This window comes from Deinococcus sp. Arct2-2, from assembly GCF_004801315.1.
Lineage (GTDB): Bacteria > Deinococcota > Deinococci > Deinococcales > Deinococcaceae > Deinococcus.
Genome location: NZ_SSNW01000003.1, coordinates 144513 through 170228, shown reverse-complemented (window position 1 = coordinate 170228; position 25716 = coordinate 144513). Strand labels below are relative to the sequence as shown.

General features: G+C 63.9%; 24 protein-coding genes. 13 read left to right on the top strand and 11 right to left on the bottom strand.

Features of this window, described 5'->3' with window-relative positions:
* Window positions 1-37: 37 nt before the first annotated feature.
* On the top strand, window positions 38-1825 hold the full coding sequence (locus E7T06_RS02745) for an ABC transporter ATP-binding protein (RefSeq protein ID WP_240740815.1): 1788 nt from the start codon (window positions 38-40) through the stop codon (window positions 1823-1825).
* A gap of 248 nt (window positions 1826-2073) precedes the next feature.
* On the opposite strand, the gene E7T06_RS22040 is transcribed toward E7T06_RS02745, so the two are convergent.
* Entirely contained in the window at window positions 2074-2199 is a 126-nt protein-coding gene (locus E7T06_RS22040) for a hypothetical protein (protein WP_276605545.1), read from the bottom strand.
* Between the two features lie 312 nt (window positions 2200-2511).
* Here E7T06_RS22040 and E7T06_RS02740 point away from each other — a divergent pair, with 312 nt between their 5' ends.
* The 3 genes from E7T06_RS02740 to E7T06_RS02730 all read left to right on the top strand — a co-directional run bounded on the left by E7T06_RS02740 (window position 2512) and on the right by E7T06_RS02730 (window position 6073).
* Window positions 2512-3978 carry a gluconokinase gene (locus tag E7T06_RS02740; RefSeq protein ID WP_136364320.1) on the top strand — a complete coding sequence of 489 codons (1467 nt, stop codon included), beginning with the start codon at window positions 2512-2514 and terminating at the stop codon, window positions 3976-3978.
* A gap of 165 nt (window positions 3979-4143) precedes the next feature.
* Window positions 4144-5433 carry an MFS transporter gene (locus E7T06_RS02735; protein WP_136364319.1) on the top strand — a complete coding sequence of 430 codons (1290 nt, stop codon included), beginning with the start codon at window positions 4144-4146 and terminating at the stop codon, window positions 5431-5433.
* 169 nt (window positions 5434-5602) lie between these two features.
* Window positions 5603-6073 carry a DUF4174 domain-containing protein gene (locus E7T06_RS02730; protein ID WP_240740814.1) on the top strand — a complete coding sequence of 157 codons (471 nt, stop codon included), beginning with the start codon at window positions 5603-5605 and terminating at the stop codon, window positions 6071-6073.
* On the opposite strand, the gene E7T06_RS02725 is transcribed toward E7T06_RS02730, so the two are convergent.
* From E7T06_RS02725 to E7T06_RS02715, 3 genes are all read right to left on the bottom strand, one after another.
* Complete coding sequence (locus tag E7T06_RS02725) at window positions 6070-6600, bottom strand: hypothetical protein (protein WP_136364318.1); 531 nt, start codon at window positions 6598-6600, stop codon at window positions 6070-6072. The two genes, E7T06_RS02730 and E7T06_RS02725, sit on opposite strands and share 4 nt — an antisense overlap.
* Window positions 6601-6633: 33 nt before the next feature.
* The gene (yidD, locus tag E7T06_RS02720; RefSeq protein ID WP_240740813.1) at window positions 6634-6984 is read right to left on the bottom strand and encodes a membrane protein insertion efficiency factor YidD; all 351 of its coding nucleotides are present in this window, start codon (window positions 6982-6984) and stop codon (window positions 6634-6636) included.
* 82 nt (window positions 6985-7066) lie between these two features.
* Window positions 7067-7528, bottom strand: coding sequence for a response regulator (locus tag E7T06_RS02715; protein WP_136364317.1), 462 nt, complete (start codon window positions 7526-7528; stop codon window positions 7067-7069).
* 47 nt (window positions 7529-7575) lie between these two features.
* Between E7T06_RS02715 and E7T06_RS02710 the strand changes: the two genes are divergently transcribed.
* A complete protein-coding gene (locus E7T06_RS02710; RefSeq protein ID WP_136364316.1) occupies window positions 7576-8793 on the top strand; it encodes an ATP-binding protein in 1218 nt (405 codons plus the stop codon).
* A gap of 248 nt (window positions 8794-9041) precedes the next feature.
* Here E7T06_RS02710 and topA read toward each other — a convergent pair whose 3' ends face one another.
* The 4 genes from topA to E7T06_RS21090 form a co-directional block, all read right to left on the bottom strand.
* Complete coding sequence (gene topA, locus E7T06_RS02705; RefSeq protein ID WP_240740812.1) at window positions 9042-11258, bottom strand: type I DNA topoisomerase; 2217 nt, start codon at window positions 11256-11258, stop codon at window positions 9042-9044.
* 319 nt (window positions 11259-11577) lie between these two features.
* Window positions 11578-12285 (bottom strand): hypothetical protein, encoded by a 708-nt coding sequence (locus E7T06_RS02700; protein ID WP_136364315.1) that lies wholly within the window; start codon window positions 12283-12285, stop codon window positions 11578-11580.
* A gap of 195 nt (window positions 12286-12480) precedes the next feature.
* Window positions 12481-13752, bottom strand: coding sequence for a hypothetical protein (locus tag E7T06_RS02695; RefSeq protein ID WP_136364314.1), 1272 nt, complete (start codon window positions 13750-13752; stop codon window positions 12481-12483).
* A gap of 111 nt (window positions 13753-13863) precedes the next feature.
* On the bottom strand, window positions 13864-14001 hold the full coding sequence (locus E7T06_RS21090) for a hypothetical protein (protein WP_168733333.1): 138 nt from the start codon (window positions 13999-14001) through the stop codon (window positions 13864-13866).
* Here E7T06_RS21090 and E7T06_RS02690 point away from each other — a divergent pair.
* The 7 genes from E7T06_RS02690 to E7T06_RS02660 all read left to right on the top strand — a co-directional run bounded on the left by E7T06_RS02690 (window position 13994) and on the right by E7T06_RS02660 (window position 21340).
* Window positions 13994-14992, top strand: a complete 999-nt coding sequence (locus tag E7T06_RS02690; protein WP_136364313.1) for a hypothetical protein — start codon at window positions 13994-13996, stop codon at window positions 14990-14992. The genes E7T06_RS21090 and E7T06_RS02690 overlap by 8 nt on opposite strands.
* Window positions 14993-15376: 384 nt before the next feature.
* The gene (locus E7T06_RS02685) at window positions 15377-16351 is read left to right on the top strand and encodes an ABC transporter substrate-binding protein (protein ID WP_136364312.1); all 975 of its coding nucleotides are present in this window, start codon (window positions 15377-15379) and stop codon (window positions 16349-16351) included.
* A 100-nt stretch (window positions 16352-16451) separates the two neighbouring features.
* On the top strand, window positions 16452-18014 hold the full coding sequence (locus tag E7T06_RS02680) for a sugar ABC transporter ATP-binding protein (RefSeq protein ID WP_136364311.1): 1563 nt from the start codon (window positions 16452-16454) through the stop codon (window positions 18012-18014).
* The gene (locus E7T06_RS02675; RefSeq protein ID WP_136364310.1) at window positions 18007-19005 is read left to right on the top strand and encodes an ABC transporter permease; all 999 of its coding nucleotides are present in this window, start codon (window positions 18007-18009) and stop codon (window positions 19003-19005) included. The genes E7T06_RS02680 and E7T06_RS02675 overlap by 8 nt, the downstream gene beginning before the upstream one ends.
* Window positions 19006-19093: 88 nt before the next feature.
* Window positions 19094-20095 carry an ABC transporter permease gene (locus E7T06_RS02670; RefSeq protein WP_136364309.1) on the top strand — a complete coding sequence of 334 codons (1002 nt, stop codon included), beginning with the start codon at window positions 19094-19096 and terminating at the stop codon, window positions 20093-20095.
* 114 nt (window positions 20096-20209) lie between these two features.
* Window positions 20210-21070, top strand: coding sequence for a phytanoyl-CoA dioxygenase family protein (locus tag E7T06_RS02665; protein WP_136364308.1), 861 nt, complete (start codon window positions 20210-20212; stop codon window positions 21068-21070).
* Between the two features lie 12 nt (window positions 21071-21082).
* Entirely contained in the window at window positions 21083-21340 is a 258-nt protein-coding gene (locus E7T06_RS02660) for a hypothetical protein (RefSeq protein WP_136364307.1), read from the top strand.
* A gap of 30 nt (window positions 21341-21370) precedes the next feature.
* Here E7T06_RS02660 and E7T06_RS21085 read toward each other — a convergent pair whose 3' ends face one another.
* A complete protein-coding gene (locus E7T06_RS21085) occupies window positions 21371-21538 on the bottom strand; it encodes a hypothetical protein (protein ID WP_168733332.1) in 168 nt (55 codons plus the stop codon).
* Between E7T06_RS21085 and E7T06_RS02655 the strand changes: the two genes are divergently transcribed.
* Entirely contained in the window at window positions 21537-22760 is a 1224-nt protein-coding gene (locus tag E7T06_RS02655) for a cytochrome P450 (protein ID WP_136364306.1), read from the top strand. The genes E7T06_RS21085 and E7T06_RS02655 overlap by 2 nt on opposite strands.
* A gap of 4 nt (window positions 22761-22764) precedes the next feature.
* Here E7T06_RS02655 and E7T06_RS02650 read toward each other — a convergent pair whose 3' ends face one another.
* Together E7T06_RS02650 and E7T06_RS02645 are read right to left on the bottom strand one after the other, a co-directional pair.
* Entirely contained in the window at window positions 22765-24630 is a 1866-nt protein-coding gene (locus E7T06_RS02650; protein ID WP_136364305.1) for an ABC transporter ATP-binding protein, read from the bottom strand.
* 73 nt (window positions 24631-24703) lie between these two features.
* Window positions 24704-25672: a helix-turn-helix domain-containing protein gene (locus E7T06_RS02645; RefSeq protein ID WP_136364304.1), complete on the bottom strand. Its 969-nt coding sequence runs from the start codon at window positions 25670-25672 to the stop codon at window positions 24704-24706.
* Window positions 25673-25716 lie beyond the last annotated feature (44 nt).

Here is a 25716-nt window from a genome sequence, read left to right as displayed (position 1 = left end):
GTGAGCGCCCGCCGCCCTGCGCTACGCTCGCCCGCAGATGGTGTCTTTGTCCAAGTCTTCCGCTCCTTCTGGCCCCAAAGCTCCGGCCCCTGACCGCTCGGTGGTGCGCCGCCTGTACGGGCTGCTGACTCCCTACCGCCGTACCGTGTTGCTGGGCATGATTTGCCTGACCGCCAGCGTGGCCGCCGAACTGTATCCGCCGCTGGTGTGGGGCCGGGTGGTAGACCGGGGGCTGATGGAACGCGACTGGACGTACATCGGGTGGCAATTGGCGCTGCTGGTGGCGGTCTTTGCCGTGCAGCAAGTCCTCTCGGCGTGGCGCGGCCTGCTGCTGGAGCGGGCGGGGCAGCAGCTCACGCTTGACCTGCGCATGCGGCTGTATTCCAAGCTCGCGGGGCAGTCGGCGGCCTACTTCGAATCCCAGCGCACGGGCGACCTGCTGTCGCGGGTCACGGCAGACGTGGACGGCATTCAGGATGTGTTGCTGCGCGGCACCGACGCCGTGCTGGGCAACGCGCTGAGGCTGATCGGCGTGATCGGCATTTTTATTGCGCTGCAACCGCTGCTGGGCATCATGGTCACGCTGCCGATGCTGGCGGTGGCGCTGATGCTCACGCGCTACAACGCCAGCGTGCGCCCCGCGTACCGGGCGGCCCGCACCCGGCTGGGCGACCTCTCGGCGCTGGTGGCCGACCGGTTGGCCGGCATCCGCGTGGTGCAGGGCTTTGCGCGGGAAGAGGCGGAAGCGCGGAAAGTGGCCTCGATTGGGCAAGCGCTGTACGACGAGGGCGTGAAGGCCATCAAGATTCGCAACCGCACTTTTCCGGTGGTGCGCTTCGTGTCCAATTTCGGCAACGTGATCATGCTGGGCGGCGGCGTGTGGCTGATCATGGCGGGCCAATTCACGCTGGGCGGGCTGCTGGCTTACCGGGGCTACGGGCGCTATTTTTACGGCCCCATCGACGATCTGGTCAATATCAACGACCTCTTGCAGCGGGCCGAGGCCAGCGGGCGGCGCATTTTTGAGGTACTGGACGCGCCCGCCAGTGTGAGTGAACGTCCGGGCGCACAGCCCTTGCCGCTGCCCGCGCGTGGCGAGGTGGTTTTCGAGAACGTGACCTTCGGCTACGATCCCCTCAAACCGGTGCTGCGCGGGCTGAATCTGCACATCCGGGCGGGCGAACGGGTGGCGCTGCTGGGCACGTCGGGCGCGGGCAAAAGCACGCTGCTGGGCCTGCTGACCCGCACCTACGACCCCAATGCAGGCCGCGTGACGCTGGACGGTCACGATGTGCGCGAGTTGACTTTGCCTTCCCTGCGCCGGGCCGCCAGCACCATGCAGCAGGACACGTTCCTGTTTCATGATTCGGTGCTGGAAAATGTGCGCTACGCCCGCCCCGACGCCACGCTGCAGGAGGTGCAGGACGCGCTGGCGGTGGCCGGAGCCGGCGAATTTGTGGCTGCTTTGCCTCAAGGCCTCAACACGGTGGTGGGCGAACGCGGCGTGAAGTTGTCGGGCGGGCAGCGCCAACGCCTTGCCATTGCGCGGGTGCTGCTGGCCCAACCCGCCGTGCTGCTGCTGGACGAACCCACCAGCGCCGTAGACACGGCCTCCGAAGCCGTCATCGTGGACGCTCTAGAACGCCTGATGCGCGGGCGCACGGCTCTGATCGTGACGCACCGTCTGTCGCTGGCCCGCAGTGTAGACCGCGTGATCGTCCTGGAGAGCGGCCAAATTGTAGAAGAAGGTGCGCCCGACGTACTGCGGCGGCAACAGGGCCGCTACGCCGAACTGGAACGGGCAGCACTGGTGACAGCGGGGTAATCCAAGTCGTCGGTGAAGGTTTGTCAGATTGGATGTTCAGAAATTCAAGCGGGGCCGGATGAGACGGAGTCTAATGACTTCGCCTCCCGGCCAGCGGCTTGTGCGGATTCCGATTGAACAGGTATGAAATAACTGCGAAATCCGACCGGAGGGAGAAGGAAAAGTACGGGTTCCAGAATGGAGTTAGCGTTCGGCGTTGTCCCGAAAGCCAACGGAATGGCCGGAATCCGTCTTACTCAGGCCTTTTCTTACCAGAAGTGGATGGGCAAAACGTCGATATAATCGAGTCCCAAAACGAGGGCCACGAGGGCCAACACGATCAGAAGCCAACGGAGCCAAGGCGCACCAGTGCCAGTACCTTTGAGTCGGGTCATATTCAATTCTCCAGAGGGAATGCGGGGAAGGGGTGGGAGCGTGAGGAGCGGGCCAGACTGGGAACAGAAAGTGAAGTGTGGGACGGCAGGCGACTAAGCCAGTCCGAATCAACTGGGCCTCATTCTTGGCCCTGCACGCCGTCCGGGGGTGAACGCCGACTCAACGTAAGGTTGACCTTCCGGCCACAGTTGGGCCACAGGCCAGACGGCAACACCAAAATGTTCGGGCTTCTTTTTCATTCCGTATAAGCTGCTGTAAATGAAAGAACTGGAGCGGTGGGCCGGGTGCGCTGAACGGCGGGAAGGCCAGAGATGACGGGCGACGGCGTGGTGATCGGGCTGGACGTAGGAACTTCGGCGGTGAAAGCACTCGCCCTGAATGAGCGCGGCAAGGTGCTGACCCGCGTAGGCCGCAGCTACGCGCTGTCCAGCGGCCCGGATGGATCGGCGGTGCAGGACGCCGGGGAAGTGATCGGCGCCGCCTTAGACGCGCTGGACGCTCTGGCGGCGGCAGTACCGGGCCTGCCCGTGTTGGCCCTCGTGCCCAGTGCCGCCATGCACAGTTTGGTGCTGCTGGACGCGGCGGGCACGGTGCTGGCCCCCGCATTGACGTGGGCCGATAGCCGCGCCGCCGCCACCCTGCCGGACGTGCGGGCGCGGCTTGACCCACCCGGAAGCTACGCCCGCACCGGCTGCCCGCTGCAAGCGCCCTACCATCCGGCGCGGCTGTGGTGGGTGCGGCGCACCCAACCGGAACTGTGGAACCGCACCGCCCGCTTCGTCTCGCTGACCGATCTGCTGCTGCACCGCCTGACCGGACACGGCTTGGGTGGAAACTGGGCCACCAGCGTCGGCTTGGCTTCTACGACGGGGCTGTGGAACCTGCACACCGGCGACTGGGACACGGACATCTTGGCGGCGCTGGGCACAGACGCTGCGCAGCTTCCTGCCGTGTACGACGCAGGACACGAGGTTGGCCGCGTACAAACCGGGCGTTTGAAAGGCGTGCGGGTGCTGGCAGGCAGCAGCGACGGGGCGTTGGCTAATGTGGGTGTCGATCCGTTGCGGCAGGGCCAGAGTGTCTTTACGGTTGGCACCAGCGGCGCGGTGCGGCGGCTCGCAGCGGAGCCGTCCCTTGACGCACAGGCCCGCACGTGGAGTTACCGGCTCGACCGCGCCACCCACGTCAGCGGCGGGGCCATCAACAACGGCGGCTTGTTGCTGGACTGGGTGCGGCGGCAGTGGTACTCAGAAGTGGAAGCGTCCGCTGGGTTCCGCCAGCTCTGGAGCGACGCCGCCCGCGTCCCCGCCGGGGCAGACGGCCTGACCCTGCTGCCCTACCTGACCGGCGAACGAAGCCCGCACTGGCGCAGCGACCTGAGCGCCACATTGCATGGCCTGCGCCTGCATCATGACCGCGCCCACATCGCCCGCGCCGCCCTAGAAGCGGTGGCCTTTAGCCTGAAGGCAGTCTGGAGCGTGGGACAGCAGGAGCGGAACTCTGCCTTGCCCAGCGTGTATTCCACAGGTGGGCTGGCCGCCGAACCCGGCTGGAACAGCCTGCTCGCCAGCACGCTAAACGTGCCCGTGCAGGTGCCGAATGTGGCCGACGCTTCGGCTGTGGGCGCGGCCCTGCTGGGACACACCGCCCACACGGCGCAGGCCCTCGCGGCCAGAGGAACAGCCGACCCTATCCTCCAGCCCATCGCCGCCGAGGTGGAGGCGTTGGCGGAGACCCAGCAGCGGTGGCAGACGCTGTTCGTGCGGCTCTACGGCTGACATCAAACGGTGAATAAACGGTTGGGCGTCCCGGCGCGGCCCCCGGCTCCTAATTCACCTCACCTTCTGGGCCGCCGTCACCCCGCCAGAAACAAAAATGAAGGCCTTTCCTCTGCCCCGCTGCTGTGCCGAAGGGAATAGGGTGGGCATCCGGAGACCCCGCCCTTGCCTGTTCAGTCCTCATCTGCCCGCCCCGATCCTTATGCCGCCCTGCGGTTCGCTGAGTTCCGCGCCCTGCTGGTGGCGGGTGTCGGGTCATCGTTGGCGAGCCGGATGCTGGCGGTCGCCATCGGCTATCAGGTGTACGCATTGACGCGCAGCCCGCTGGCGCTGGGGTGGCTGGGGTTGGTCGAAGCGGTACCGGCCCTCGGATTGGCCCTGCTGGGCGGCCATTACGCCGACCGATTGGATCGCCGCAGCATTTTGCTGATCACGCGGGCCGTGTTTACGCTGTGCGCCGCGCTGCTGGCGGTGGTGTCCTACAAGGCCGGGCCGCAAACTTTGGTTTTGCTCTACGCCCTAGTGTTTGTGGCCGGAATTGCCAGAGGCTTTGGCGACCCGGCGGCCTCCGCGTTCGAGACCAGAATTGTGCCTGCCGCCGCCTTCCTGAATGCGTCGTCTTGGCTGGGCAGCGTGGGGCAGGCCAGTTCCATCATCGGGCCGACGTTGGGCGGATTGCTGCTGGCCTCGTGGAGTGCGACTGGAACCTACACGCTGGTGGCAGTGTTGGCACTGGTGTCTTGGGTGGGCCTGTGGCGTATCAGTCCCAAGCCGCAGCCCGCGCCGCCCAAGCACGAAAGCATGCGCCAAAGCATTCTGAGCGGCCTGACTTTCGTGCGGCGTGACCCGGTCATTTTGGGGTCGATGGCGCTTGACCTGTTTGCCGTGCTGTTCGGGGGCGTGATGGCGTTGTTGCCTATTTTTGCCAGCGATATGTTGAAGGTGGGGCCGCGTGGCTTGGGCTTGATGCTGGCCGCCCCCGCTGCCGGAGCGCTCTTGGTGATGCTGTGGGCCACCCGGTTTCCGCCGGTACACAACAGTGGCCGGACGCTGCTGCTGGGCGTAGCGGGCTTCGGTGTCAGCATCATCGTGTTCGCCCTCTCGCAGACGTTCTGGTTGTCGTTGGTGGCGCTATTTTTTACCGGAGTCTTCGATGGGGTGAATATGGTGATCCGCAAGGCCATTTTGCGCCTGCGAACGCCTGACCACATGCGCGGACGGGTCGCCGCCGTCAGCCTGTTGTTTATCGGGTCCAGCAACGAACTGGGCGCGCTGGAAAGTGGCGTGACCGCCAGCGCCTTCGGCACGGTGCGCTCGGTCTGGCTGGGCGGACTGGTGACGTTGGCGGTGGTGGGGCTAGTGGCCCTGCGTGTGCCCAAGCTGCGAACCCTTCACCTTGACAGCCCTGAAACTGTTGCCGATCAGGAACCCGAAAAGCGCGTGCCTGCCGATTGAACTGGAAACAGACTCGGAAGCTGGCGGGCCTTCAGGGCGAGCGCTTCGAGGGAGTCGGCGCGGCCAGAGCGTGCATGAGTTGGGGCTCAACGTGGGGGCCACAAACCACAGCACTCAGGGCTTTAAGCTGTGACCATGCAGAGATGGAGCGGTTCGGGGAGGGCGTCCCATGCCCAAGTTTCAGATTAGATGGAGAGCCAAGCTGTTGACGGCGGCCCTGCTTATGGTGGGTGTAGGCATGGCTGAGGCCGCTTCTTTCACCTTGCCTACGGCACAGCGTCAGGTGTGGTCACTGGGTCAAGCCTTGTGGCGGGAGCGCGTGCTGATCGTTCGCAACCCGCCCGCCGCCTACCTGCAGGCCATGCGCCGCCAAGACGCCGAGTTGCAGGTGCGAGATCTACGAATCGTGGCCTTGCTGCCCCCCGGAGACCCCCGACTGACTGGCCCGCATACGCTGATGCTGACGCTGCTCGTGGATGAGGGTGGCAAGGTGGGCAAGCAGTACGGCCCCGCCACCCTGATCGGCAAAGACGGCGGCGTGAAGGCCAAATATGGGGTGCTTCCGACGCTACAAACCGTCAACGCCCTGATTGACACCATGCCTATGCGCCAGCAGGAACAGCGGGTGCGCGGGCGCTAATGCTGACTGTCTGAATCAAACTTGCGGGCCACTGCCGCTGCTGCCAAGCCTCCGGCCACATACCAAGCCGCCGTCAGTAACGGCGTGAAAGGCGTGCGTGCGCCGGGTTGTTTGCCCAGCCCCAGCAGCGGTTCCGGCAGCACCACCGCGCCTACCCCGGCAGCGAGGCCCAGCGCCCCGCCGCGCTTAAGCGCCCCCTCCGACTTGCCCACCGCCACCAACCCAAAATAAATGGAGTTGGAGAGCAGGTCGCCCAGCAGTGTCCAGCGGTAGAGGGCCGCGCCGCGTGGGGGGGTCACGTCCAGCGTCTTCAGCGACTGACTGAGGGCACGCTCGCCAATAATTTCGATGCGCGGGGCGTGGGGCACCAGCCGCCGCACAGTTTCATTCAGTAGGGTGACGGTCACGGCTCCGGCCAGTCCACTGAGGCCAATCCGCACCCAGCGTGTGCGGCGGGACTGCGCTGCGGTGGCCGGGGCAGGAAGATCGGCGGGACGAGGCAGCGCGGTCAGGTCAGGCGTAGTCATGGGCAATCTCCGGGGTCAGGAATGAACGCAGCATCAGCCGCAGCGAAAGGGAATGGGGAGCGGCCCGCAGCAGCACACGCCGCGTACCCGTGTTCCGCCCGTAACGTGTTGGCTGTGTAAGAGAGGCTGGCCGAGCGAGAGTTGACCGAAGGCCACGCGGCAAGCTTGGAAGCGGGCACCAATAGCCGCCCCGCTGCCTATCAATCCCTGTTCGGCAATTACGCGGGCGATGGCCGCAGAGCAAGACTCGCCCCCGTACAAGGCCGCGTGGGCGCAGCGAAAGCCCTTGAGCGGCGAGAGCCAGCGTTGATAAAAACCGATGGCCGCCAATGCCGAAGTCGACAGCGCCGAAGCAGTGACCGTATTCATGGGAAGCTGGGTCATGCCGGAGCCTAACTTGGCCGCACCGGAACGCGGTTGAGGACAAGGTAAAGAGGCTTGGGGGTTCGGGCGGGCCGCCCTAGCCTCAGCTTCGAACGCTCAAGTCGGCCACGGTGGGCAGGCGCACCACGCCGCGCCAGTACGCCTCAATCGTGCTCATGATCCGCGCGTATTCCGCGTAGGTGCTGGGTTTGACCACGTAGCCACTGGCCTGCCCGTCATAGGAGCGGTGAATATCGTCGGGATCGTTGGACGTCGAGAGAACCAGCACCGGAATACGGCGCAGACCGTCGATGCTTTTGGCCCGCTGCAAAAAATCGTGCCCGTTCATGACCGGCATATTCAGGTCAAGCACGATCAGGTGCGGCACAGGAACCGCAGCGTACCCGTCGGCCCGTTCTAAAAAGCGCAGGGCGTCTTGCCCATTGACGACATGATGAAACGAAATGTCCGGCGAGACTTCTTCGAGCATTTCCTGAAACATTAATGCGTCGGCCAACTCATCCTCAACGAGCAAGACCGTGAAAGAAGGACGCGAACTGGGCATACTGTACTGTATATGTGCCTTCGTTCTCACCTTATCTGCGGACGGTAATGTCGCCTTTACCTTTACCGCCCCGCCGCTATCTGCTGGAAGCCTTCGACGCGCTGCTGACCCAAGTGGCTGTACTGGCCCCGGACGGCGAGATTTTGGAAGTGAACCGGGCGTGGAGTGTTTTTGCCGAGGAATCGGGCGGGCGCGACTCGGTAGGCAGCAATTACTTACAGGTCTGCGACGCGTCGCGGGGGCCGGACGAAGCCGATGCGCACGCCACCGCAGCGGGCATCCGGGCAGTTTTGGCAGACCGACAAGCCGCGTTCGAACTGGAGTATCCCTGCGATACCCCGCTTCAGCGCCGATTCTTTTTGGTGCGCGTGACCAGTTTCCAGTCCGGCCATCAACGGCTGGCGATGGTGGCCCATGAAGACATCACCCGCCGCAAACTGGCGGAATTGGAAGTGCTCGCCCTCAATCATTCCCTAGAACAGCGGGTGGCCCAGCGCACGGCGGAGTTGCAAGCCAGCGAAGAAGCCCTGACCCGGCTGAACGTGCAGTTGGAAGCCAGTCAGCAGGCCCTGGAAGAAAAAAATCAGGCACTGGAAGCCAGCAACCGCGATTTGGCCCAGTTCGCCTTTGTCGCCTCGCACGACCTGCAAGAGCCGCTGCGAACCATCGGGGTCTATGCCGATGTGCTGCGCCACCGTTATCAGGGCACCCTCGATGCACGGGCCGAAGGCTACTTGGGACACATCGGCGAGCAAGTGAAGCGGGCACGCCACCTGGTGCGCGATGTGCTGGCCCTGGCACGGGTCAGTGTGCAGCCCGAGTTGCAACCGCTGGCACTGGAACCCCTGTGGGAAGAATTGACGGCGAGCTTGCCTTGGCCCGCCGACGCCCACTGGCAAGCTGGGCCGCTGCCGCCCGTCTTGGCCGAGGAAAGCCAAGTGCGGCAACTGCTGACCAATTTGCTCAGCAACGCTATCCGCTTCCGTTCTCCGGCTCCGTTGGTGGTGAGCTTGCGGGCACAGGTGACGGGGCCAGACGTCCAGTTTTCGCTGCAGGACAACGGCATCGGGCTGGCTCCCGAACATACCGAGCAGGTTTTCGTGATGTTCCAGCGCCTGCACAGCCGCGTCGAAACGGGCGGCAACGGCATCGGGCTGGCAGTGTGCCGGAAAATCGTAGAGCGTCACGGCGGGCGAATCTGGCTGGAATCTGCCGGAACAGGGGGAACGACGGTTCACTTCACCCTGAAGGCGGCGCCAGCCTAAGAGCGTGGTCATAACCGGTTGCCGGTTTCGGCAAGTTGCGCGTAGAACAGGAATCGCTACGCTCACTTTCCCCTCCCCGGCTCTCCCCCACAGGGGGAGAGGGATCAACAGACCGGCAAATACGGTGTTCTTGAGATTCTGAGACATCTAAACACTGCTTTATAGCCACGCTGTAATACGGGCATCGGCAACGGAGCGGCGTTCTGCGTCACTTCTGGGGAGGCCGGCAGGCGCTCGCCCGTCCCGCCCTATTTGGTGCGCCGTTTGACTGTTGCTGCTCCTGCTTGTGCACCAGTAGACCGCGTTTTCGCCGTACCCGTCTTAGGGTTGCTGTTCTTTGCTGTGCTCGGTTTGGTGGCGGCACTGGCCCCAGCGCCCGCCACGCCCGCTTTGGCCGTTTTCGCCTTCCCCTTGCTGGCAGCGCTGGGCTTGGCAGAAGCCTTGGCTGTACTGGCCCGCCGCGCCCGTTTCTGAGGAACAACGGTGGCGTCTGCTCCGGCCGGCCTGACCTGACTCGCCCCACTGCTTGACCGGAATGTTCCCGCCAGCAGCGCGGGCAAGTCGTCCAGGGTCACCTCGCCGGGGAGGGCGTGGGGCGGCCACAGCACTTCTTTGGGGGCCGAATCGGGCAACAGGAGGCGCAGGCGCGGCCCTTGCAACCCCGCGATCAGGCTGGCTCCGGGCAGGTGCGGTAGGGCCAACACAGGCGCTTCTCGCCGCGCTCCCTGCACCGCTGGAGCCAGCCCGTTCGTCCAAAAGCGCGTCAGGTACGCTACCCGTGTGATCTGGCCGCCTGCGATTTCATCAAGGCCCGCTTCCATCGTGGCGGTAAAGGTGCGCTCCAGCACGTCGGGCAAGTGGCGCGAGAGGTAGGCCACCACCAGCAGACCCGTCGCCGTGACTGCCAGATGTTTGCCCACCGCCACCGCGTAGCCGCGCAGGTGCAGCGTATTCACGGTTTGGGCGTAGGTGCTCGGGCGCCCGATTCCGGCCTGTTCCATCGCCTTGACTAGCGTCGCCTCCGAGTAACGGGTGGGGGCACTGGTCTTCTTTTCTTCGGGTTTGCGGGCTTTGAGCGGAAAGGTTTGGCCCACCGTCAGCGCGGGCAAGGCGGGATCAGCAGCGTCGTCATCTGCCCCCGTGAGCGCCGTGAATCCAGCCTGCGTCAGCACGCGCCCCGAGGCCATCAGGGTGGCCGCGCCGCAGTGCAGGGTCACCGTGGTTTTGTCGTACAGCGCGTCGTGCATTTGGGAGGCCACCGTGCGCTGGTAGATCAGGCGGTAGAGGGCCGCGTCTTGCCCACTCAAACCTGAGCTGTCGGGCGTGCGCCAAGGGCCGTGCCCAGCGGGGCGAATGGCTTCGTGGGCCTCCTGCGCGTTGGCGCTGCGGGTGGCGTACTGGCGCGGGCGGTCGGGCACGGCGTCCTGTCCGAACATGCGCACGGCTTCGGCTCTGGCGGCGTCCAATGCCTCATTGCTCAGGGCCGGACTGTCGGTGCGGTGGTAGGTGATGTGGCCGCCCTCATAGAGCCGCTGGGCCGTGTCCATCGCGGCTTTGGCGCCCAGTCCCACCCGGCCCGCCGCCTGCTGCAAGGTGCTGGTCGTAAACGGCGGGGCAGGCCGCACCCGCACTTCACTGGGTTCCACATCGGTCACGCTGGCCGTCCGGCCATCCAAGTGGGCCGCCAACGCCCCCGCCTGCTCCGCGTTCAGTTGCAGCACGTCTGCGCCCGGTTTCAAGGCCCCGTCCGGTGTAAAGTCGCTGGCTTTGGCCACCTGTTTTCCGTCTGGAAACTCGCGGCTTTTGACAGCAGTCACGGTAGCGACAAACGGCGGAGAAGTCTGGGCGTCGGCGCGAATCAGCCAGTAGGCGGCGGGGACAAAGCGCATGCGGGCCAGTTCGCGGGCGGCCAGCAACATCAGGGCCGCACTTTGCACCCGGCCCGCGCTGAGGCCGCGCCCCACACTGTTCCAGAGCAGCGGTGACACTTCCCAGCCCACCAGACGGTCGATCACCCGCCTCGCTTCCTGGGCCGCCACCAACTGCAAATCCAGCGGTCTGGGCTGGGCCACCGCCCGTTGCAACGCCGCCTTGGTAATCTCGGTAAAAGTCATGCGCTGCGGGTCTTTGACTCCCAGCAGGCGCGACAAATGCCAACTGATCGCCTCGCCTTCCCGGTCGGCATCGGAGGCGAACAGCACGCGCTCTGCCCTCGCCGCCGCCGCCTTCAGGTCGCGCACCGTGGCTGCCTTTTTAGCAGGCACGACGTAGATTGGCGCAAAAGTTTCAGGATTCACGCCCAAGTTGGCCCAAGGCTCGTTCTGGTATTTGGCTGGAAGCTCGGCTTTGCTGGCAGGCAGGTCGCGCACATGCCCGAGGCTGGCCTTCACCACGTATCCGGCCCCCAAAAAGCTGGCGATCTTTTTGGCCTTGGCGGGGCTTTCCACGATCACCAGGATGCTCACGGCTCTACTGTGGCAGATGTGGGGGCCGGGGATTGAGGCGCGGGGCGGGATGGGAGGAGCCGTCTCAGGGTCTAGGGCCGAACGGTCTAAGAGCGTGTTTATACAGGGTCACCAGTTTCGGCAAATCGCGTGTAGAACAGCATTCGCTGCGCTCACTTCCCCCTCCCCAGCCCTCCCCCCCAAGGGGAGAGGGAGCAACACACCCATGGATACGGCGTTTTTGGAATGCTGAGAAAACGCAACGGAACTTTATAAACAGCTTTTAAGGAAGATCAAGGGCAGTCGCTCTGCTCCCTCAGCCCTCTGCTTTCCCAGCCTCTTAGCGGGTGCAGTCCAGCCGCACACGGAAGCTGGGATTGGGCGTGGTGTAGGCCACTGTGCCCGTTTTTAGATAACCCGCCGTGAGGCGTTTGGGATCAAGTTGAATGACCAGTTTGGTGGGCCGGGGCACGCTCGCTGCCAACGCCCGCGAGTCCTGCACATGGAACCGCAGCGTGTAGATGATCCCGCCTGCTTGCCCCACCTTTTTGTACACGTAGGGTTCTTCGGCGGTGCGTTCCTCGAACACGAAGGTATTCCCGTCAGGCATCACCAGATCGGTAGAAATTAATCCGGTGTCTTGCAAGTTGGTGGGGGTTTGCGTGCCGTTGCGGAGTTCCACCGACACGCCCCAGCCCGGCCCCAAGCCCACATCTGGCCCAATCGGTTCTACCTTCTTCACGGTCATGCGCCAAATCCCGTTGAAGAGGGTGTCGCCAATGCAGCCTTCCACCGCGACTTTCTGGTTTGCGCCGCCCGGGGCAGGGGCACCTGGAGCCGCAGGCGTACTCCCCAGCGTCAGCGTGCTGCCCTTCACATTCGTTTTGACGCCCAGCAAATTCAGCGCCGACAGCGGCACATAGGTTTTGCCGTTCACCACGATGGCGGCGTCGGGGGCCACCTGCCCGTTTACGATTACGCTGAGGTTGGTGGTGGCCGCCAGCGCGACTCCAGCAAGCAGGGCCAAGGCAAGCACGGGGCGTTTCATGGCGGTTCTCCTTTGGGCAGGTGGGCGGGGGCGGCACGCTGAGGGTTCCGTCAGGAAATGACCCGTCCACCTTACCGCTCTGCCCGCCCGTACACCCTTCATCATCAGGCGTGACAGCATGTTCCTCGCCGCCTCACTTGACGAAAACGTAGATTGAGCGGCCAGCACGTCTTTCCCACTCACTACTGACAGCAGTTAAGGCCCAAATCGCCGCAACTGCACCCGGTACACGCCGCCCACATCCTCGCGCCATGCCAGCACGACCGCGCCCGCTGCGTCTACCGCTACCGATGGCGAGCGGGCATCGCGCTTGATGTCCAGATTCACCGCGCCGCCGCGTCCGCCGAGGTCTTGCCACGCGCCGCCTTGCCAGCGGGCCACGCGCACCCGGCCCACACCCCCACGTTCTTCTACCCATGCGGCCACCGGCTGCCCCGCCCGGTTTACCGCCAGCGACGGCGCAGAGGCCGAAGCCGTGTCCAAGCGCCCGCCCAGCGCCGTCCACGCACTGCCGCTCCACGCCGACACATACAGCGCGTCCTCGCCGTCTAGGTCTTCCAACCACGCCACCACAGGCTGTTCTTGCGGATTCAACACCATGCGGGTAGAGGCGAGATACGTATTGGGACGGCGGTTGAGCGAGCTGCCCAAGGCTTCCCACGCCGTGCCCGTCCAGCGTTTCACGAACACGTTGCTGTCCAGCACTTCGCCCTGCAACCACGCCACTGTGGGCAGCCCGGCAGCGTTCAGGGCCAGCGCAGGGGTTCTGGAAAAGGCGCTGATGTCGTTGAAGGCGGGGCCACGCCGCCACGTTTTGGCGCTTTCCTCCCACACCCGCACCGTCAGGCGGCTGCCATACGGGTTGCGGAGCCACTCGCCCCACGCCAGCACCGGCTCACCGTTCCGGGCGGCCACAGCGCGGGTGCGGGCTGCGTAAGGCAAGTCGTCGCCCAGGTAGCGTGGTTGCCACTGTGTCCACGCCCCGTTTTGGAAGGCCCGGAAGACCACGATGTCGTTGTCGCCGTAGTTTTCATTCCAGACCAGCACAGGTGCGCCTCGCTCGTCGAGGGCCAAATTCAGGCTCGACACCGGGCGCGGATCGTCGTAATTCAGCGATCCGCCGAGGGGTTGCCACGAGAGGGCCGCACCGCTGCTCTCCGCCCGCCACGCCGTCAGGCGACGGGCGGTAAACACACCGCGCCCGCTGTTGAAGGTGCCCGAATCGGCCATGACCGCCAGCACCAACGAGCCGTCTGGAGCGGCAGCCAGCGCCAATTCTCGCACCGGGCCGCGCAGATTGTCCCCGGTGGGCGCGGTGAGGGGGAAGGCCAGGACATCAGACTGAAGGGCCGCTGCTGCTGCTGCTGCGGGCAACAGCGCCAGCACCGCCGTCAAGAGCAGTGTTCGGGCCTGTGGGCGGCGGGCAGGGGAACCGGACAGCGCAGTCGCATTCACCGCAGGAATCATGCTGCATTGTGCAGCTTGCGCGGCGCTCTGAACAATGCCCTTGGCCTTCTAGCCACACGGTATCCAGCCACCCCATGGAGACAGCCGCCCCGTATACTTTGGCTGTGAGGCTCAGGCAGCCTGCGGCCCTCTTCCCGCGTGTTCCTGTGCGTTTTCTTGTGCACCATATCGCCGCAGTCCAGCCGCCGCGCCCCACAGTCCAGCCGAACTGATTCGGCGCGGCACACTGCTGGAGGACACTATGGGCAAGTGCAAGGGTGGGTTGGTGTGGCTGCTGGCGCTGCTGGGCCTCTTGGGTCTGTGGGGAGCGGGGGCAGCGGCGCAGGGAACGCCAAGTGCCGAAGTAGGCGCGTTCCGGGCCAAAGTGACCGACGTGCGGGCCAGTACAGTCGGCGCAAACCGCTTTTTGGCCGTCAGTTTGCGAATAGAAAACAAGACGCCGCGCCCGCTGATCTTGGGCCTGTTACGCGGTTCGGCCCTTGCCACCGACGATCAGGGCCACCGCTACGTCGTCGCCTCTGACGCGGGTGTGCGCGGTATCGGGATCGTCACTGACCGCAGCGTGGACGCCTCTTTTGTGTTGGCTCCGGCCACCAGCAGCGACCTGCGCCTAGAACTGCTCTGGCGGCCTGCATCCGGCGACCAGATCGGCACGGTCTTCGGTCTCGATCTGGTGCTGCGGGAGCTTCAGCCCACCGCCGCCGGACAAGTCACGCTGGGCACGCCGTACACGCTTCAATTCCGCAGTTTGCGGGTCACTCCTGCCGCAACTGAACCCGCCGCCGCGCAAGATCTAGGGCCGTTTACCGCCATAGTCACCGACCTCAGTGCCAGCGTATCGGCCAACCGCCGTGACCATCTACTCCGCATCAGTGTCCAGCTGACCAATACCACCACACAGCCACTGATTCTGGCCTATGTGGGCACCACTGGCACGGTGACCGACGAGTTGGGCCACCGCTATTTTTGGGGCACGGCAGGCACCTACGACACCAGCGCGTCTGGGATTGGCATCGTGCAGGGCCGCACCGCCGCCACCGACCTGCACCTGCAACCCGGCGAGGCGCGAACGGTGGTGTTTCAGGTGATCCGGCGCGGTATGGAAGGCGGGCTGGGCAAGGTCTACCGGGCCGATCTGGTGTTGGCACAGTTGGAAATTCTGCCCAGTCCGGGGGCCAGCCAACAAGTCCGCGTCGGGCGGCACTACGCACTGGGGTTTTCCAATCTCACGGCCCGCTGACGCCTGAGCGCTCGTTGGCCGGATTTCTCAACACCTCTGCCGTGCAAGCTGAACGACAAACATCTACCGAAAAGAATGAAAGTTGCGGCGCCCCACCCGGGAGCAGACAGCACATGGAGACGCTTCCACACATCAACACCGGGAGCTTTCGGGGCGAAACTATCGAAAGTACCGCTAGGCGTGGGGTCAGCTTGAGGCTTGACAAACCACTTGGTTTGGGCGTAAATAAAGCTACATTCACGTGTTCACAGGTGCCGTCAGGTGTTGCTCCGAACGGGCAACAAGCTGTCCTGATTTCCGTCTTCTTTGCCAGCCCTCAGCGCCAATTGGCGGGGTCTGGGAACGCCCTCACCAGTCCCCGCTGGGACGATAAGGATGGAACCCATGAAACAAAAACGCGCCTTGACCATTGCCCTTGCCACCGCCGCCGCCGGACTGACTGTGTTTGCCGTCGCTCAGGGGCTGCCCAAGTTGGCCCAGAAAGCCACCTATAAGGTGGGGTTTGCCCAAACCGAGAGCAACAACCCGTGGAGACTGGCCCAGACCAAGAGCATGCAGGACGAAGCCAAGCGCCTGGGCTACCAGTTGGTGTACACCGACGCGGCAGGCTCGGCCGCCAAGCAAGTCAGCGACGTAGACAGCATGATCGCCCAGCGTGTAGATATGATTTTCCTTGCCCCACGCGAAGAAAAACCATTGGCCGCCGCCGTGAAGAAAGCGCGGGCCGCCGGAATCCCCGTGATTTTGCTGGACCGCAACGTAGACCAAAAACTCGCCAAGGCAGGCACCGACTACGTCACTTTCATCGGCTCGGACTTTGTGAAAGAAGGCCAGCGCGTAGGCCAATGGCTCATCAAAGCCAGCAAAGGCAAGGCCAATATCATTCAACTTGAAGGCACCACCGGGTCTTCTCCGGCCAATGACCGCCGCACGGGATTCGAAAGCGCCATCAAGGGGCAGCCCGGCATGAAGATCGTCGCGTCTCAGACCGGAGACTTTGCCCGCGACAAAGGCCGTCAGGTCATGGAAACCCTGCTGCAAGCCCACCCCGAAGTGAACGTGGTGTACGCCCACAACGACGAAATGGCAATCGGCGCGATTGCCGCCCTCGAAGCTGCGGGCCGCAAACCCGGCAAAGACGTCCTGGTGCTGTCCATCGACGGAGGCCGCGAAATTGTGCAGCTTGTGATCGACGGCAAGGTCAACTACGTGGTGGAGTGCAACCCTAAATTCGGCCCCAAAGCCTTTGAAACCATGAAGAACTACGCGGCCGGCAAGGCCATCGCCGCCAAAATCATCAACCCTGACCGCGAATTTACGGCTCAGAACGCCAAATCACTGCTCGCCAGCGCCTACTAATCTAGGCCCAACTACAGCCTGAACCACCCTGCTGACCTGCCGAGACCTCAGACCCCGGCAGGTCAGCACTTTTGAACATCCGCACAAGGATCGGTGCCCCGTGACCCACAGTGAACCGCTGCTCCAGTTGGAGGGCATCAACAAAGCGTTTTCGGGCGTGCCTGCCCTCACAGACGCCTCCCTGACGGTCAGTGCCGGAGAAATTCACGCCCTGATCGGCCAGAACGGGGCGGGCAAATCGACGCTGATCAAGGTGCTGACCGGAGCTTACCGCCGGGACAGCGGCGTGATCCGCTTTGGCGGCGCGGAGGTGGACTTTGCCTCGCCGCAGGCCGCGCAACTCGGCGGCATTTCCACCATTTATCAGGAAGTGAACCTGATTCCGTACCTGTCCCTGAGCGAAAACATCTTTTTGGGACGCGAGCGGCGGCGCGGACCGTTTCTGGACTGGGGCCGCATGAACCGCGAAGCCCGGACACTGCTGGAACGCTTCGACGTGCAGGCCGACGTGACCCGCCCGCTGATGGGCTTGAGCGTGGCGGTACAGCAAATGGTGGCCATCGCCCGCGCCGTGTCCATCGACAGCCGCCTCGTCATCATGGATGAGCCCACGTCCTCGCTGGATGACCGCGAAGTGGAAACCCTGTTCGGCGTGATTCGGCAACTGGGGGCCAGTGGCGTGGCCGTGGTGTTCGTGTCTCACCGCCTAGACGAACTGTATGCCGTGTGCAGCGGCGTGACCATCATGCGCGATGGCCGCACCGTGGAACGCCGCGCCATGACCGACATCAGCAAGCTGGAACTGGTGGCGAGCATGCTGGGCAAAGAACCCGGCGAACTGCGGCGCGAGGGCGAAACGGCCTTCGTGAAGAACCACAACCAAAAGGGCGAAGAGTTGCTGGAAGTGCGCGGTGTGCGCTCTGGCCCGGCGCTCAGGAGCGCCTCGCTGGACGTCCGAAAGGGCGAAATTGTGGGGCTGGCGGGCCTCCTCGGATCAGGCCGCACCGAAACCGCCCGCGTGGTGTTCGGGGCCGACGCTTTGGCAGGCGGAGAAATCAAGATTGCGGGCCAGCCCGCCACCTTGCGCTCGCCCGCCGACGCGATCCGCGCAGGCTTCGGCTTTTGCTCGGAAGACCGCAAGATTGAAGGCATCGTGCCGGATCAATCGGTGCGCGAAAACCTGACGCTGGCGCTGCTGCCGGAACTGTCGCGGCGCGGGATAGTGGACGCGGCCAAGCAAAATGAGATCGTGGAGCGGTTTATTCGGCGGCTGGGCATCAAAACGACTGGCCCCGATCAAAAAATCAGGGAACTGTCGGGCGGCAACCAACAAAAAGTGCTGCTGGCCCGCTGGCTGTGCATGAATCCCAAGCTCCTGATTCTGGACGAACCCACACGCGGCATAGATGTGGGGGCCAAAGGTGAGATTCAGGCGCTGCTGAGCGAACTGGCCGCAGGTGGGCTGGGCGTGCTGATGATTTCCAGCGAACTGGAAGAATTGGCCGAAGGCTGTGACCGCGTGGTGGTGATGCGCGACGGCTCCAGCGTGGCCGAACTGACCGGAGACGGCCTGACCCAAGACCACCTGATGGGCGTGATGGCGCACGGCGCGGCGCAAGCTGTGCCAGCAGCGCCGCAAGGGGGAATCCAGAACCATGTCTGAAGGAACCACCACGCCTCCGCTGCGGCCCCCGGCCCCGGCCAAACAAGGCTCCCACCGCAGATCCATTCCGCTGCTCGGCCCCTTGCTGGCTTTGCTCGCGCTCCTCCTGTTCAATATCTTTTTTACCCCCAATTTCCTCACGGCCCAAACGCTGAACGTGAACCTGACCCAAGTGGCGACGATTGTGATCGTGGGTGTGGGCATGACGCTCGTTATTGCGACGGCGGGCATAGATCTCTCGGTGGGAGCGCTGATGGCGATTGCTGGGGCACTGGCCCCGATGCTGTTCCTGAATCCGCCGCTGGGCAGTCCGGCGCTGGGCGTGGCGCTGGCCTTCGTGCTGCCGGTGCTGGCCGCCGGAGCTTTCGGGATGTTCAACGGCCTGTTGGTCACGCGCTTTCAAATTCAGCCGTTTATTGCCACACTCGTGCTGTTTATCGCGGGGCGCGGCATTGCACAGGTGCTCACCAACGGGCAACTCCAGACCTTTTCCAACACATCCTTTCAGGTCATCGGGCTGGGACGGCCGTTCGGCATTCCGGTGCAGGTCATCTTGATGCTGGTGGTGGTGGCCCTCTTCGCGTGGGTCATGGCGCGCACGGTGTTCGGGCGGCAGATTCTGGCGGTGGGCGGCAACGAACGCGCCGCGCGGCTGTCGGGCGTGCCCGTGAACCGGGTCAAGCTGGCGGTGTACGGCATCAGCGGCCTCTTGTCGGGCATCGCGGGCCTGATCGTCATTTCCATCAATTCCTCGTCGGATGCCAATCAGGTGGGCCTGAACATGGAGCTGGACGCGATTGCGGCGGTGGCGGTGGGCGGCACGGCACTCACTGGGGGCCGCGCCACCATCGTCGGCACGTTGCTGGGCGCACTGATCATTCAACTGATCCGCTACAGCCTGTTGGCACGCGGCGTACCCGACGCGGCGGCGCTGGTGGTCAAGGCCGGAATCATTTTGCTGGCCGTGTATGTGCAGCGGCAACGGCGGTAAGCAAAAGTTTCCCCCGCTCCGTCTCTTACCCACGCAGCTTGTCGTTCAGAGCTCAGAGCTTTTCTAAAACCCTTCAAGGAGCCTTCCCATGTCCTTAGCCCAATCCCCGCCCAAAGGCGCAAGCGTCCGCAACGCCCGCGTGGTCAGCGCCCTGCAACGCTACGGCGTGCTGATCGCGCTGAGCCTGTTGATCCTCTTCGGCACCCTGCGCTACGAAAACTTCTTGTCGCCCTACAACATCACCACCGTCTTGTCTTACAACTCGATGTTCGGCCTGATCGCGCTGGGCATGGCCTTCGTGATCATCACGGGCGGGATAGACCTGTCGGTGGGCAGTGTGGCGGCCTTTGCCAGCGTTGTCGCGGCGCTGCTCAGTCCGCATGGGTTGTGGGTGGCCCTGATCGGCGCAGTGGGGGCAGCGGCTGTGCTGGGCCTGATCAACGGGGCCATCATCGCCTACCTCAAGATTTTGCCGTTCATTACCACGCTCGCCATGCTGCTGGCCGCACGGGGACTCGCGCTGATGCTGTCGGGCAACCAATCGGTGTCGGCGGACTACGATCACGGCTTTACCACGCTGGGGCAAGGCAGCGTGTTCGGCGTGCCTTACATCGCCATCTTGCTGTTTGTGGCCTTTGCTCTTGGCGCAGTCATATTGCGCTACACCCGCTTTGGCCGCCGCGTACTGGCCATCGGCGGCAACGAAGAAGCCTCGCGCCTGATGGGGCTTCCGGTAGAGCGTACCCTGCTCAGTGTGTACACGCTGTCGGGCGCACTGGCAGGGCTGGCGGGCGTGATTCTGGCCTCTCAATTTGGGGCAGGGCAACCTACCGAGGGGCTGGGCTGGGAACTGACCGCCATTGCCGCTGTGGTGGTGGGCGGCACGCTGCTCACGGGCGGCATGGGATCTATCGGCTCCACGCTGGTGGGCGTGCTGCTGCTGGGGGTGATTTTCAATGTGCTGAATTTTGAAAACGGACGCGGCACCATCAGCCTGACGGTGTACTGGCAATCGGTGATTCGGGGCGCGTTCCTGCTGCTGGTGGTCATTTTGCAAAACCGCCTTACACGCGCCCGCGCCGAACCGTAGGGCTGGCCGCCGTGCTGCTTGAACCGAGACCAACTTGCTGACCCACTCGTTTACTGAACCGATTTAGAGTAAACTTTGTTATAACACAACTTTAGGTTGACCAAAGGAGACGCCATGACGACCATGACTCAGCCCGGCATCATTCATCCCACTTCTCCAGCCAGCGAATACGACATCGCCAGCATCATGGGTGCCCTCTACGGCGACGGCATTCTCGGCCTGAAGGGAGCCTTTTCCCGCCAGTGGGCGCAGGAGCTTGGAGAAGACATTGCCGTACTGTACGAGGCGGCCCTCAAGCGTCCGGGCGGCGCAGTGGGGCGCGGCACCAACCGCCATTACGTCGAAATTCACCCTGAAACGGTGCGCGGCTTTACCGAACTCGTGACCCATCCGTGGGTGCGAACGGTCTGCGCCAGCGTGCTTGGGCCGGAATATAAAATTGTCGAGATCGGCTTCGACGTGCCCGGCCCCGGCGCAAAAGATCAGCCTTGGCACCGTGATTTCCCGGTGGGCGACGAAACCTTGATTGGCCGCCGCCTGAACTCGCTGGCCTTCAACATCACCACCGTAGACGTGGAAGAAGACATGGGGCCGTTTGAAATCGCGCCCGGCACACAGTGGGACGACCCCAGCCTCTACGACCACGGCATGTTCCCGCCCACCTCCTTGTACGGGCGCTATCAGGCCCGCGCCCAACGCAAATTCCCCACAATGGGCGACATTTCGGTGCGTTCGGCGCTCACGATTCACCGGGGAACGGCCAATCAGTCTCAAAAATCGCGTCCCGTACTGGTACTGGGCGTAGACGCCCCCGGCGCAGGCAACCACGAGAAACACGACTTTCAGGTCACGCGGGCGTTTTACGAGAGCCTGCCGGAAGAAGTCCGCAACCACCTCATCTGCCGAATCGTCGAGGAACTGGAGCCGATTGTTCAGGGCCATACGATTGAAGGGTTGATGATGGGCGATGCGTAAGGGAAACAGTCAATGACCGACCCCCAGCGCGTCACCGCCCATTTTGGCGAAGACCTCGGCGGCGCGTCGCTGCCCGGTAGCATCACGGCAATGGAAGGCCGGGGCGGGGTCTTACGAGTGGCCTTGACGCCGCCAACAGACGGCCCGCAGCCCAGCACCGGCAGCGAATGCGAGTTGGAGATGCATGACGGCGGACGCTTCCGCTTTGTGGTAACTGAATTGTTGCCGGAAAGCGCCGAATACCGTATGAAGTTGCTGGGCAAAGGCTGAAGCAGACTCAGAACCCGTTCACAACAACCGTTATACAGGCCACATCAGCGTCGTTTTCTCCCAGAGAACCGCGCCCGGTGTGGCCTGTATCTCTACGGAGTCTGAGCCTGCCTTCATTTGCTGCACGAATCTCGCCGCTACCCTTGGAAGACTGACCGCTGCCTGTTCCAGCAGGCGGTGTTCCACAGGAGACGCCATGACTCATACCGATTCCAACGGCCCCAGCTCGAGCGGCGGTTGCCCGTTCCACCACTCCACGACGCCTTCTTTGACCAACCACAACAGCGCCCCAGCAACCGACATCCAAGTTGATCAGGGCGGCGTGTACCGCGTGCAGGGCTTCGCGGCGGCGCGGGAAGTGTTGCGGGCCGAGGGCGTGCGGCAGGCCGGATTTATGGCCGAAACGGTCAGAGATACGGGGCTTCTTAAGAATCAGCCGGTGCTGTTTGCCGAGGGTGAGGAGCATCACGCCATGCGCCGCGACACGGCCCGCTACTTTACGCCCACGCAGGTGGCCGACTACCAGCCGATGATTGCCCGCCACGCGGACGCCCTGATCACGAAATTGGCCCGTGCAGGCGAACTGAATCTGGACGACCTGAGCCTGACGCTGGCCGTGCAAGTGGCCGCCCGTGTCGTGGGCCTAACAGACAGCCTCGCCCCCGGCCTAGAGCGCCGCGTGATGGCGTTTGTGGAAGGCGGCGGCGACAGCGAACCCGGCAAAGCGCAGGCACGGGGCCGGATACGGGGGCTGCAACAGCAAGCCAATCTGTCCCTCTTCTTCTTGCTGGACGTGAAACCCGCGATTCAGGCCCGCCGCAAACAGAGACGCGACGACCTGATCAGCCACCTGCTCGACAAGGGCTACAACGACCTCGATATTCTGACCGAGTGCCTGACTTACGGCACGGCGGGCATGGTCACCACCCGCGAATTCATCAGCGTGGCGGCGTGGCACCTGCTGCAAGATGAGGCGTTGCGGGCCGACTACGTTCACGGCACAGAGAAGGAACGGCACGCCATTTTGCACGAGATTTTGAGGCTGGAACCGGTGGTGAGTACCCTCTACCGCCGCGCCGAAACCGACCTGATGGTAGGCGAACAGGCCGTGCCCAAGGGCAGCCTGCTGGCCCTGAACGTGGGGGCGGCCAACCTCGACGGCGACGTGATCGGAGACGCGCCGGAAACCCTGTGTCCGGGCCGAAGGTTGCCGCGCGGCGTACAAGCGCAGGGCTTGGCCTTTGGCGACGGCCACCACCGCTGCCCCGGCGCGTTTTTGGCGATCAAGGAAAGTGACGTATTCCTGCGCCGCCTGCTGATCTGGAACGATCTCCGCATCGTTTCGCCGCCCAGCGTGACGGTCAACGAAGTGGTGAAGGGCTACGAAATTCGCGGCTTGCGGGTGAGCTTGGAAAACTAAAGCCTCAGCCGCTCGGCACGGCTTCCGGCCCACTGGCCGCGTACCCCCGCGCCTGAAGGTCGTACAGCGCCGCGTATTTGCCCCGCAGAGCCAACAGTTCCTCGTGGCTGCCCGATTCCACGATCACGCCGCCCTCCAGCACGATGATTTTGTCGGCCAGCCGCACGGTGGAAAAGCGGTGCGAAATCAGCAGGGTGATGCGGTCTCCGGCTTCGGCCCGCAGCGCCTCAATGGTTTCAAACTCGGCGCGGGCGTCGAGGGCGGCGGTGGGTTCATCGAAGACCAGCACGGACGCGGCCCGGAAATACAGCCGCGCCAGCGCCAGCCGTTGCCACTGCCCGCCCGACAGTTGCCGCCCACCCTGAAACAGCCGTCCCAGCGGCGTATCCAGCCCTTGCGGAAGCGCGTCGACGTAGGCCGCGCCCGCCTGCTCTACGGCCCGCTCGACTCCGGCATCGTCTCCGAGACGGCTCACTTCGGCAATCGCCACGTTCTCGCGGGCGCTCATCTGGTACTGACCGAAATCTTGAAAAATGATGCTCATCTGCTGCTGCACACTGCGCGGCGAAAAACGGGCGGCGTCCTGACCGTTGAGGAGAATGCGGCCCCCCGTCGGCTCGAACAGCCGCGTGAGCAGCTTGACCAAGGTGGTCTTCCCTGCCCCGTTTTCGCCCACCAACGCCAGCGCTTCGCCGCGCCGCACGGTAAAATTCACGCCGCGCAACACGTCCCGTTCGGTGAGCGGGTAGCGGAAGCCCACCTCCTGAAACTCGATGGTGTCGATGTCGCCCTGCCAGACCTCGCCCGCCGAGAGGTCGCGGTCTGGAAGTTCCAGAAAATCAAAGAGGTTGCGCATATACAGCAGGTTCTGATAGATGCCGCTGACGCCGTTGAGCAGGCCCGCCACCGTGGACTGCACCTGCGCGATGCCCAGCACGAAAATGCTGAAATCGCCCACCGTAATTTGTCCGGCGGCGGCGCGGCGCAGCACCAGCGCACTCGCCAAACCGATGAGGAGCGCCGATCCCAATGAGGCTGCAAAGCCCCACGCCGAGCGGCGGCGCACGAGGGTTTCGAGTTGCACGCGGAAGCCCAAGTAGTATTCACGCCAGCGCTTGAGCAGATACGGTTCGAAGCCGAACAGCCGCACTTCCTTGACCAACGTATCGGAAGTGAGCAGGCTGCCGAGATAATTTTGCACGCGGGCGTCGTGGGTTTGGCGGCGCAGCATTTGGTAGCCCGCCACGCCGAAGCGGTTGCTGATGATCACTCCGGGCAGGCTCGCCAGCAGCACCAGCGGCAGCACCCACAGGCCCAAACTCGCCAGCAGCGCCCCCACCGACGCTAACGTGACGGCGGCCCCCGCGAGGCCCACCAACTGCGTCGCCACCCCCAGCGGGCGCGAGCCGACTTCGCGGTAGGCCTGCTGCAACTTGTCGTAAGTTTCAGCGTTCTCAAAGGCCTCCACGCTCAGGCCCGCTGCCTTGTCCAGAATTTGGCGGCTGACCCCATGTTGCAGGCTGTCTCCCAACAACTGCTGAGAGGCGTTTTGCACCGTAGACAGCAGGCTGCCCAGCACCACGAGGCCCACCTGCACGCCCAAGAGCGCCAGCAGAGATTCAAAAGTCACGCCGCCGCGTGCGGCCTGCGCGACTTCATCCAGCAGCAGCTTGCCGATATACAGGTTCGCCGCCGGAAGCCCGCTGCTGAGCAGGGTCGTCAGGGCAAAAATGGCGCTGTGACGCGGGCTGGCCTGCCACACCAACTGCAAAGTGTGGAACAGGTCGGCGGTGCGTTTGCTGAGGGCCACCGCTTCACCAGACGGCGGCGCGGGGGGTGGGCGGAAATCGAAACGGGGCGGGGCAGTCATCTAGGGGCGAGTGTGGCGCTTAGGTGGGGGCAGGAAAGGTGGGGAGGTTTTCAGTTGGGAAGGGGCCGCACGATTACCGCAACAGCGCCGCCCGCTCTCCATCCGGGAAGGTGTAGTGCAGGCGCATCAGCAAATCTTGTGGGTGGTTGCCGAATTTGCGCCCGAACAGGTTCATGCCGCCCACGTTCTGCGCGTCGGGCTTGACGCCTAGCCGGACGGTCAGGTGCGTGCGCCCCGGTACCTCGATTTGGCCCACCACTACGTTTGACAGCGGCTGGCCGTCTATAAAACTGCCGTCCGAAGTTACCGTCCACGTTTTCAGTTGCCCGTGCGTGGTTTGATCCACATCCCACCAACTCGGCATCAAGCGGGCGGGCACACCGCCAAAATCGGCAGGGCTGGTAAAGGTGCCCACCTCGACGTCGTTGATCCAGAGCGTGATGTCGGACGGCCAATCGAGGTCGTAGTTGGGCGCTTCGGAACACAGCTCGGCAGAAAATTCGACGCGGGTCAGGTGGCTGCCGAACGGCACATTGTTGGGAAAGGCATAGTCCACGAAGCCGCTCTTGAACCACAGGATTTGGGCAAACACATGATCCGGCTCGAAGAAGCTGCGCGGGTCGTCGATGGTGCCGATATAACGCAGATCGGAGGCGATGCCGCACGTCGCCACTGCTTCGAGGTGGCGGTAATTGCCGATGGGCATGCGGATTTCCACCATGTCTTCGGCGGCGGCAGCCTCTACCGCTACCCCCGGCAAGCGCACCAGCACCTCGTCGTAGCGTTTGGAGACCAACTTTTGGGTGCCGTGCGATCCCGGCACGTATTCCACCTGCAACAACCCCGCCTCTACAAGCTGCTTGATGTTCAGGCTCACCGTGGAATGCGGCAAATCCAGCGCCGCCGTCAGTTCGGCCACGTTCATCGCGTTATGAGACAGCAGGCTCAGGATCAGCACCCGCGTTTCCGAACTCAGCACCCGGAACAGGCGCGTGGCCGATTCGGAATCCACCTCCAATACACGTTTTCCAGAGACCGCCACAGATTTCTCTCCTCTTTACATCCATTTTGATGGATCGTTTGACC

Bases quoted from the DNA above. Each gene is read 5' to 3' on its own strand.
- yidD (WP_240740813.1), bottom strand. From the start codon at position 6,984: ATGACCCAGCTTCCCATGAATACGGTCACTGCTTCGGCGCTGTCGACT.
- E7T06_RS02730 (WP_240740814.1), top strand. From the start codon at position 5,603: ATGCCCAAGTTTCAGATTAGATGGAGAGCCAAGCTGTTGACGGCGGCC.
- E7T06_RS02715 (WP_136364317.1), bottom strand. From the start codon at position 7,528: ATGCCCAGTTCGCGTCCTTCTTTCACGGTCTTGCTCGTTGAGGATGAG.
- E7T06_RS02675 (WP_136364310.1), top strand. From the start codon at position 18,007: ATGTCTGAAGGAACCACCACGCCTCCGCTGCGGCCCCCGGCCCCGGCC.
- E7T06_RS02710 (WP_136364316.1), top strand. From the start codon at position 7,576: ATGTCGCCTTTACCTTTACCGCCCCGCCGCTATCTGCTGGAAGCCTTC.
- E7T06_RS02650 (WP_136364305.1), bottom strand. From the start codon at position 24,630: ATGACTGCCCCGCCCCGTTTCGATTTCCGCCCACCCCCCGCGCCGCCG.
- E7T06_RS02670 (WP_136364309.1), top strand. From the start codon at position 19,094: ATGTCCTTAGCCCAATCCCCGCCCAAAGGCGCAAGCGTCCGCAACGCC.
- E7T06_RS21085 (WP_168733332.1), bottom strand. From the start codon at position 21,538: ATGGCGTCTCCTGTGGAACACCGCCTGCTGGAACAGGCAGCGGTCAGT.
- E7T06_RS02665 (WP_136364308.1), top strand. From the start codon at position 20,210: ATGACGACCATGACTCAGCCCGGCATCATTCATCCCACTTCTCCAGCC.
- E7T06_RS02655 (WP_136364306.1), top strand. From the start codon at position 21,537: ATGACTCATACCGATTCCAACGGCCCCAGCTCGAGCGGCGGTTGCCCG.
- E7T06_RS02745 (WP_240740815.1), top strand. From the start codon at position 38: ATGGTGTCTTTGTCCAAGTCTTCCGCTCCTTCTGGCCCCAAAGCTCCG.
- E7T06_RS02685 (WP_136364312.1), top strand. From the start codon at position 15,377: ATGAAACAAAAACGCGCCTTGACCATTGCCCTTGCCACCGCCGCCGCC.
- E7T06_RS02695 (WP_136364314.1), bottom strand. From the start codon at position 13,752: ATGATTCCTGCGGTGAATGCGACTGCGCTGTCCGGTTCCCCTGCCCGC.
- E7T06_RS02690 (WP_136364313.1), top strand. From the start codon at position 13,994: ATGGGCAAGTGCAAGGGTGGGTTGGTGTGGCTGCTGGCGCTGCTGGGC.
- E7T06_RS02725 (WP_136364318.1), bottom strand. From the start codon at position 6,600: ATGACTACGCCTGACCTGACCGCGCTGCCTCGTCCCGCCGATCTTCCT.
- E7T06_RS02740 (WP_136364320.1), top strand. From the start codon at position 2,512: ATGACGGGCGACGGCGTGGTGATCGGGCTGGACGTAGGAACTTCGGCG.
- E7T06_RS22040 (WP_276605545.1), bottom strand. From the start codon at position 2,199: ATGACCCGACTCAAAGGTACTGGCACTGGTGCGCCTTGGCTCCGTTGG.
- E7T06_RS02660 (WP_136364307.1), top strand. From the start codon at position 21,083: ATGACCGACCCCCAGCGCGTCACCGCCCATTTTGGCGAAGACCTCGGC.
- E7T06_RS02700 (WP_136364315.1), bottom strand. From the start codon at position 12,285: ATGAAACGCCCCGTGCTTGCCTTGGCCCTGCTTGCTGGAGTCGCGCTG.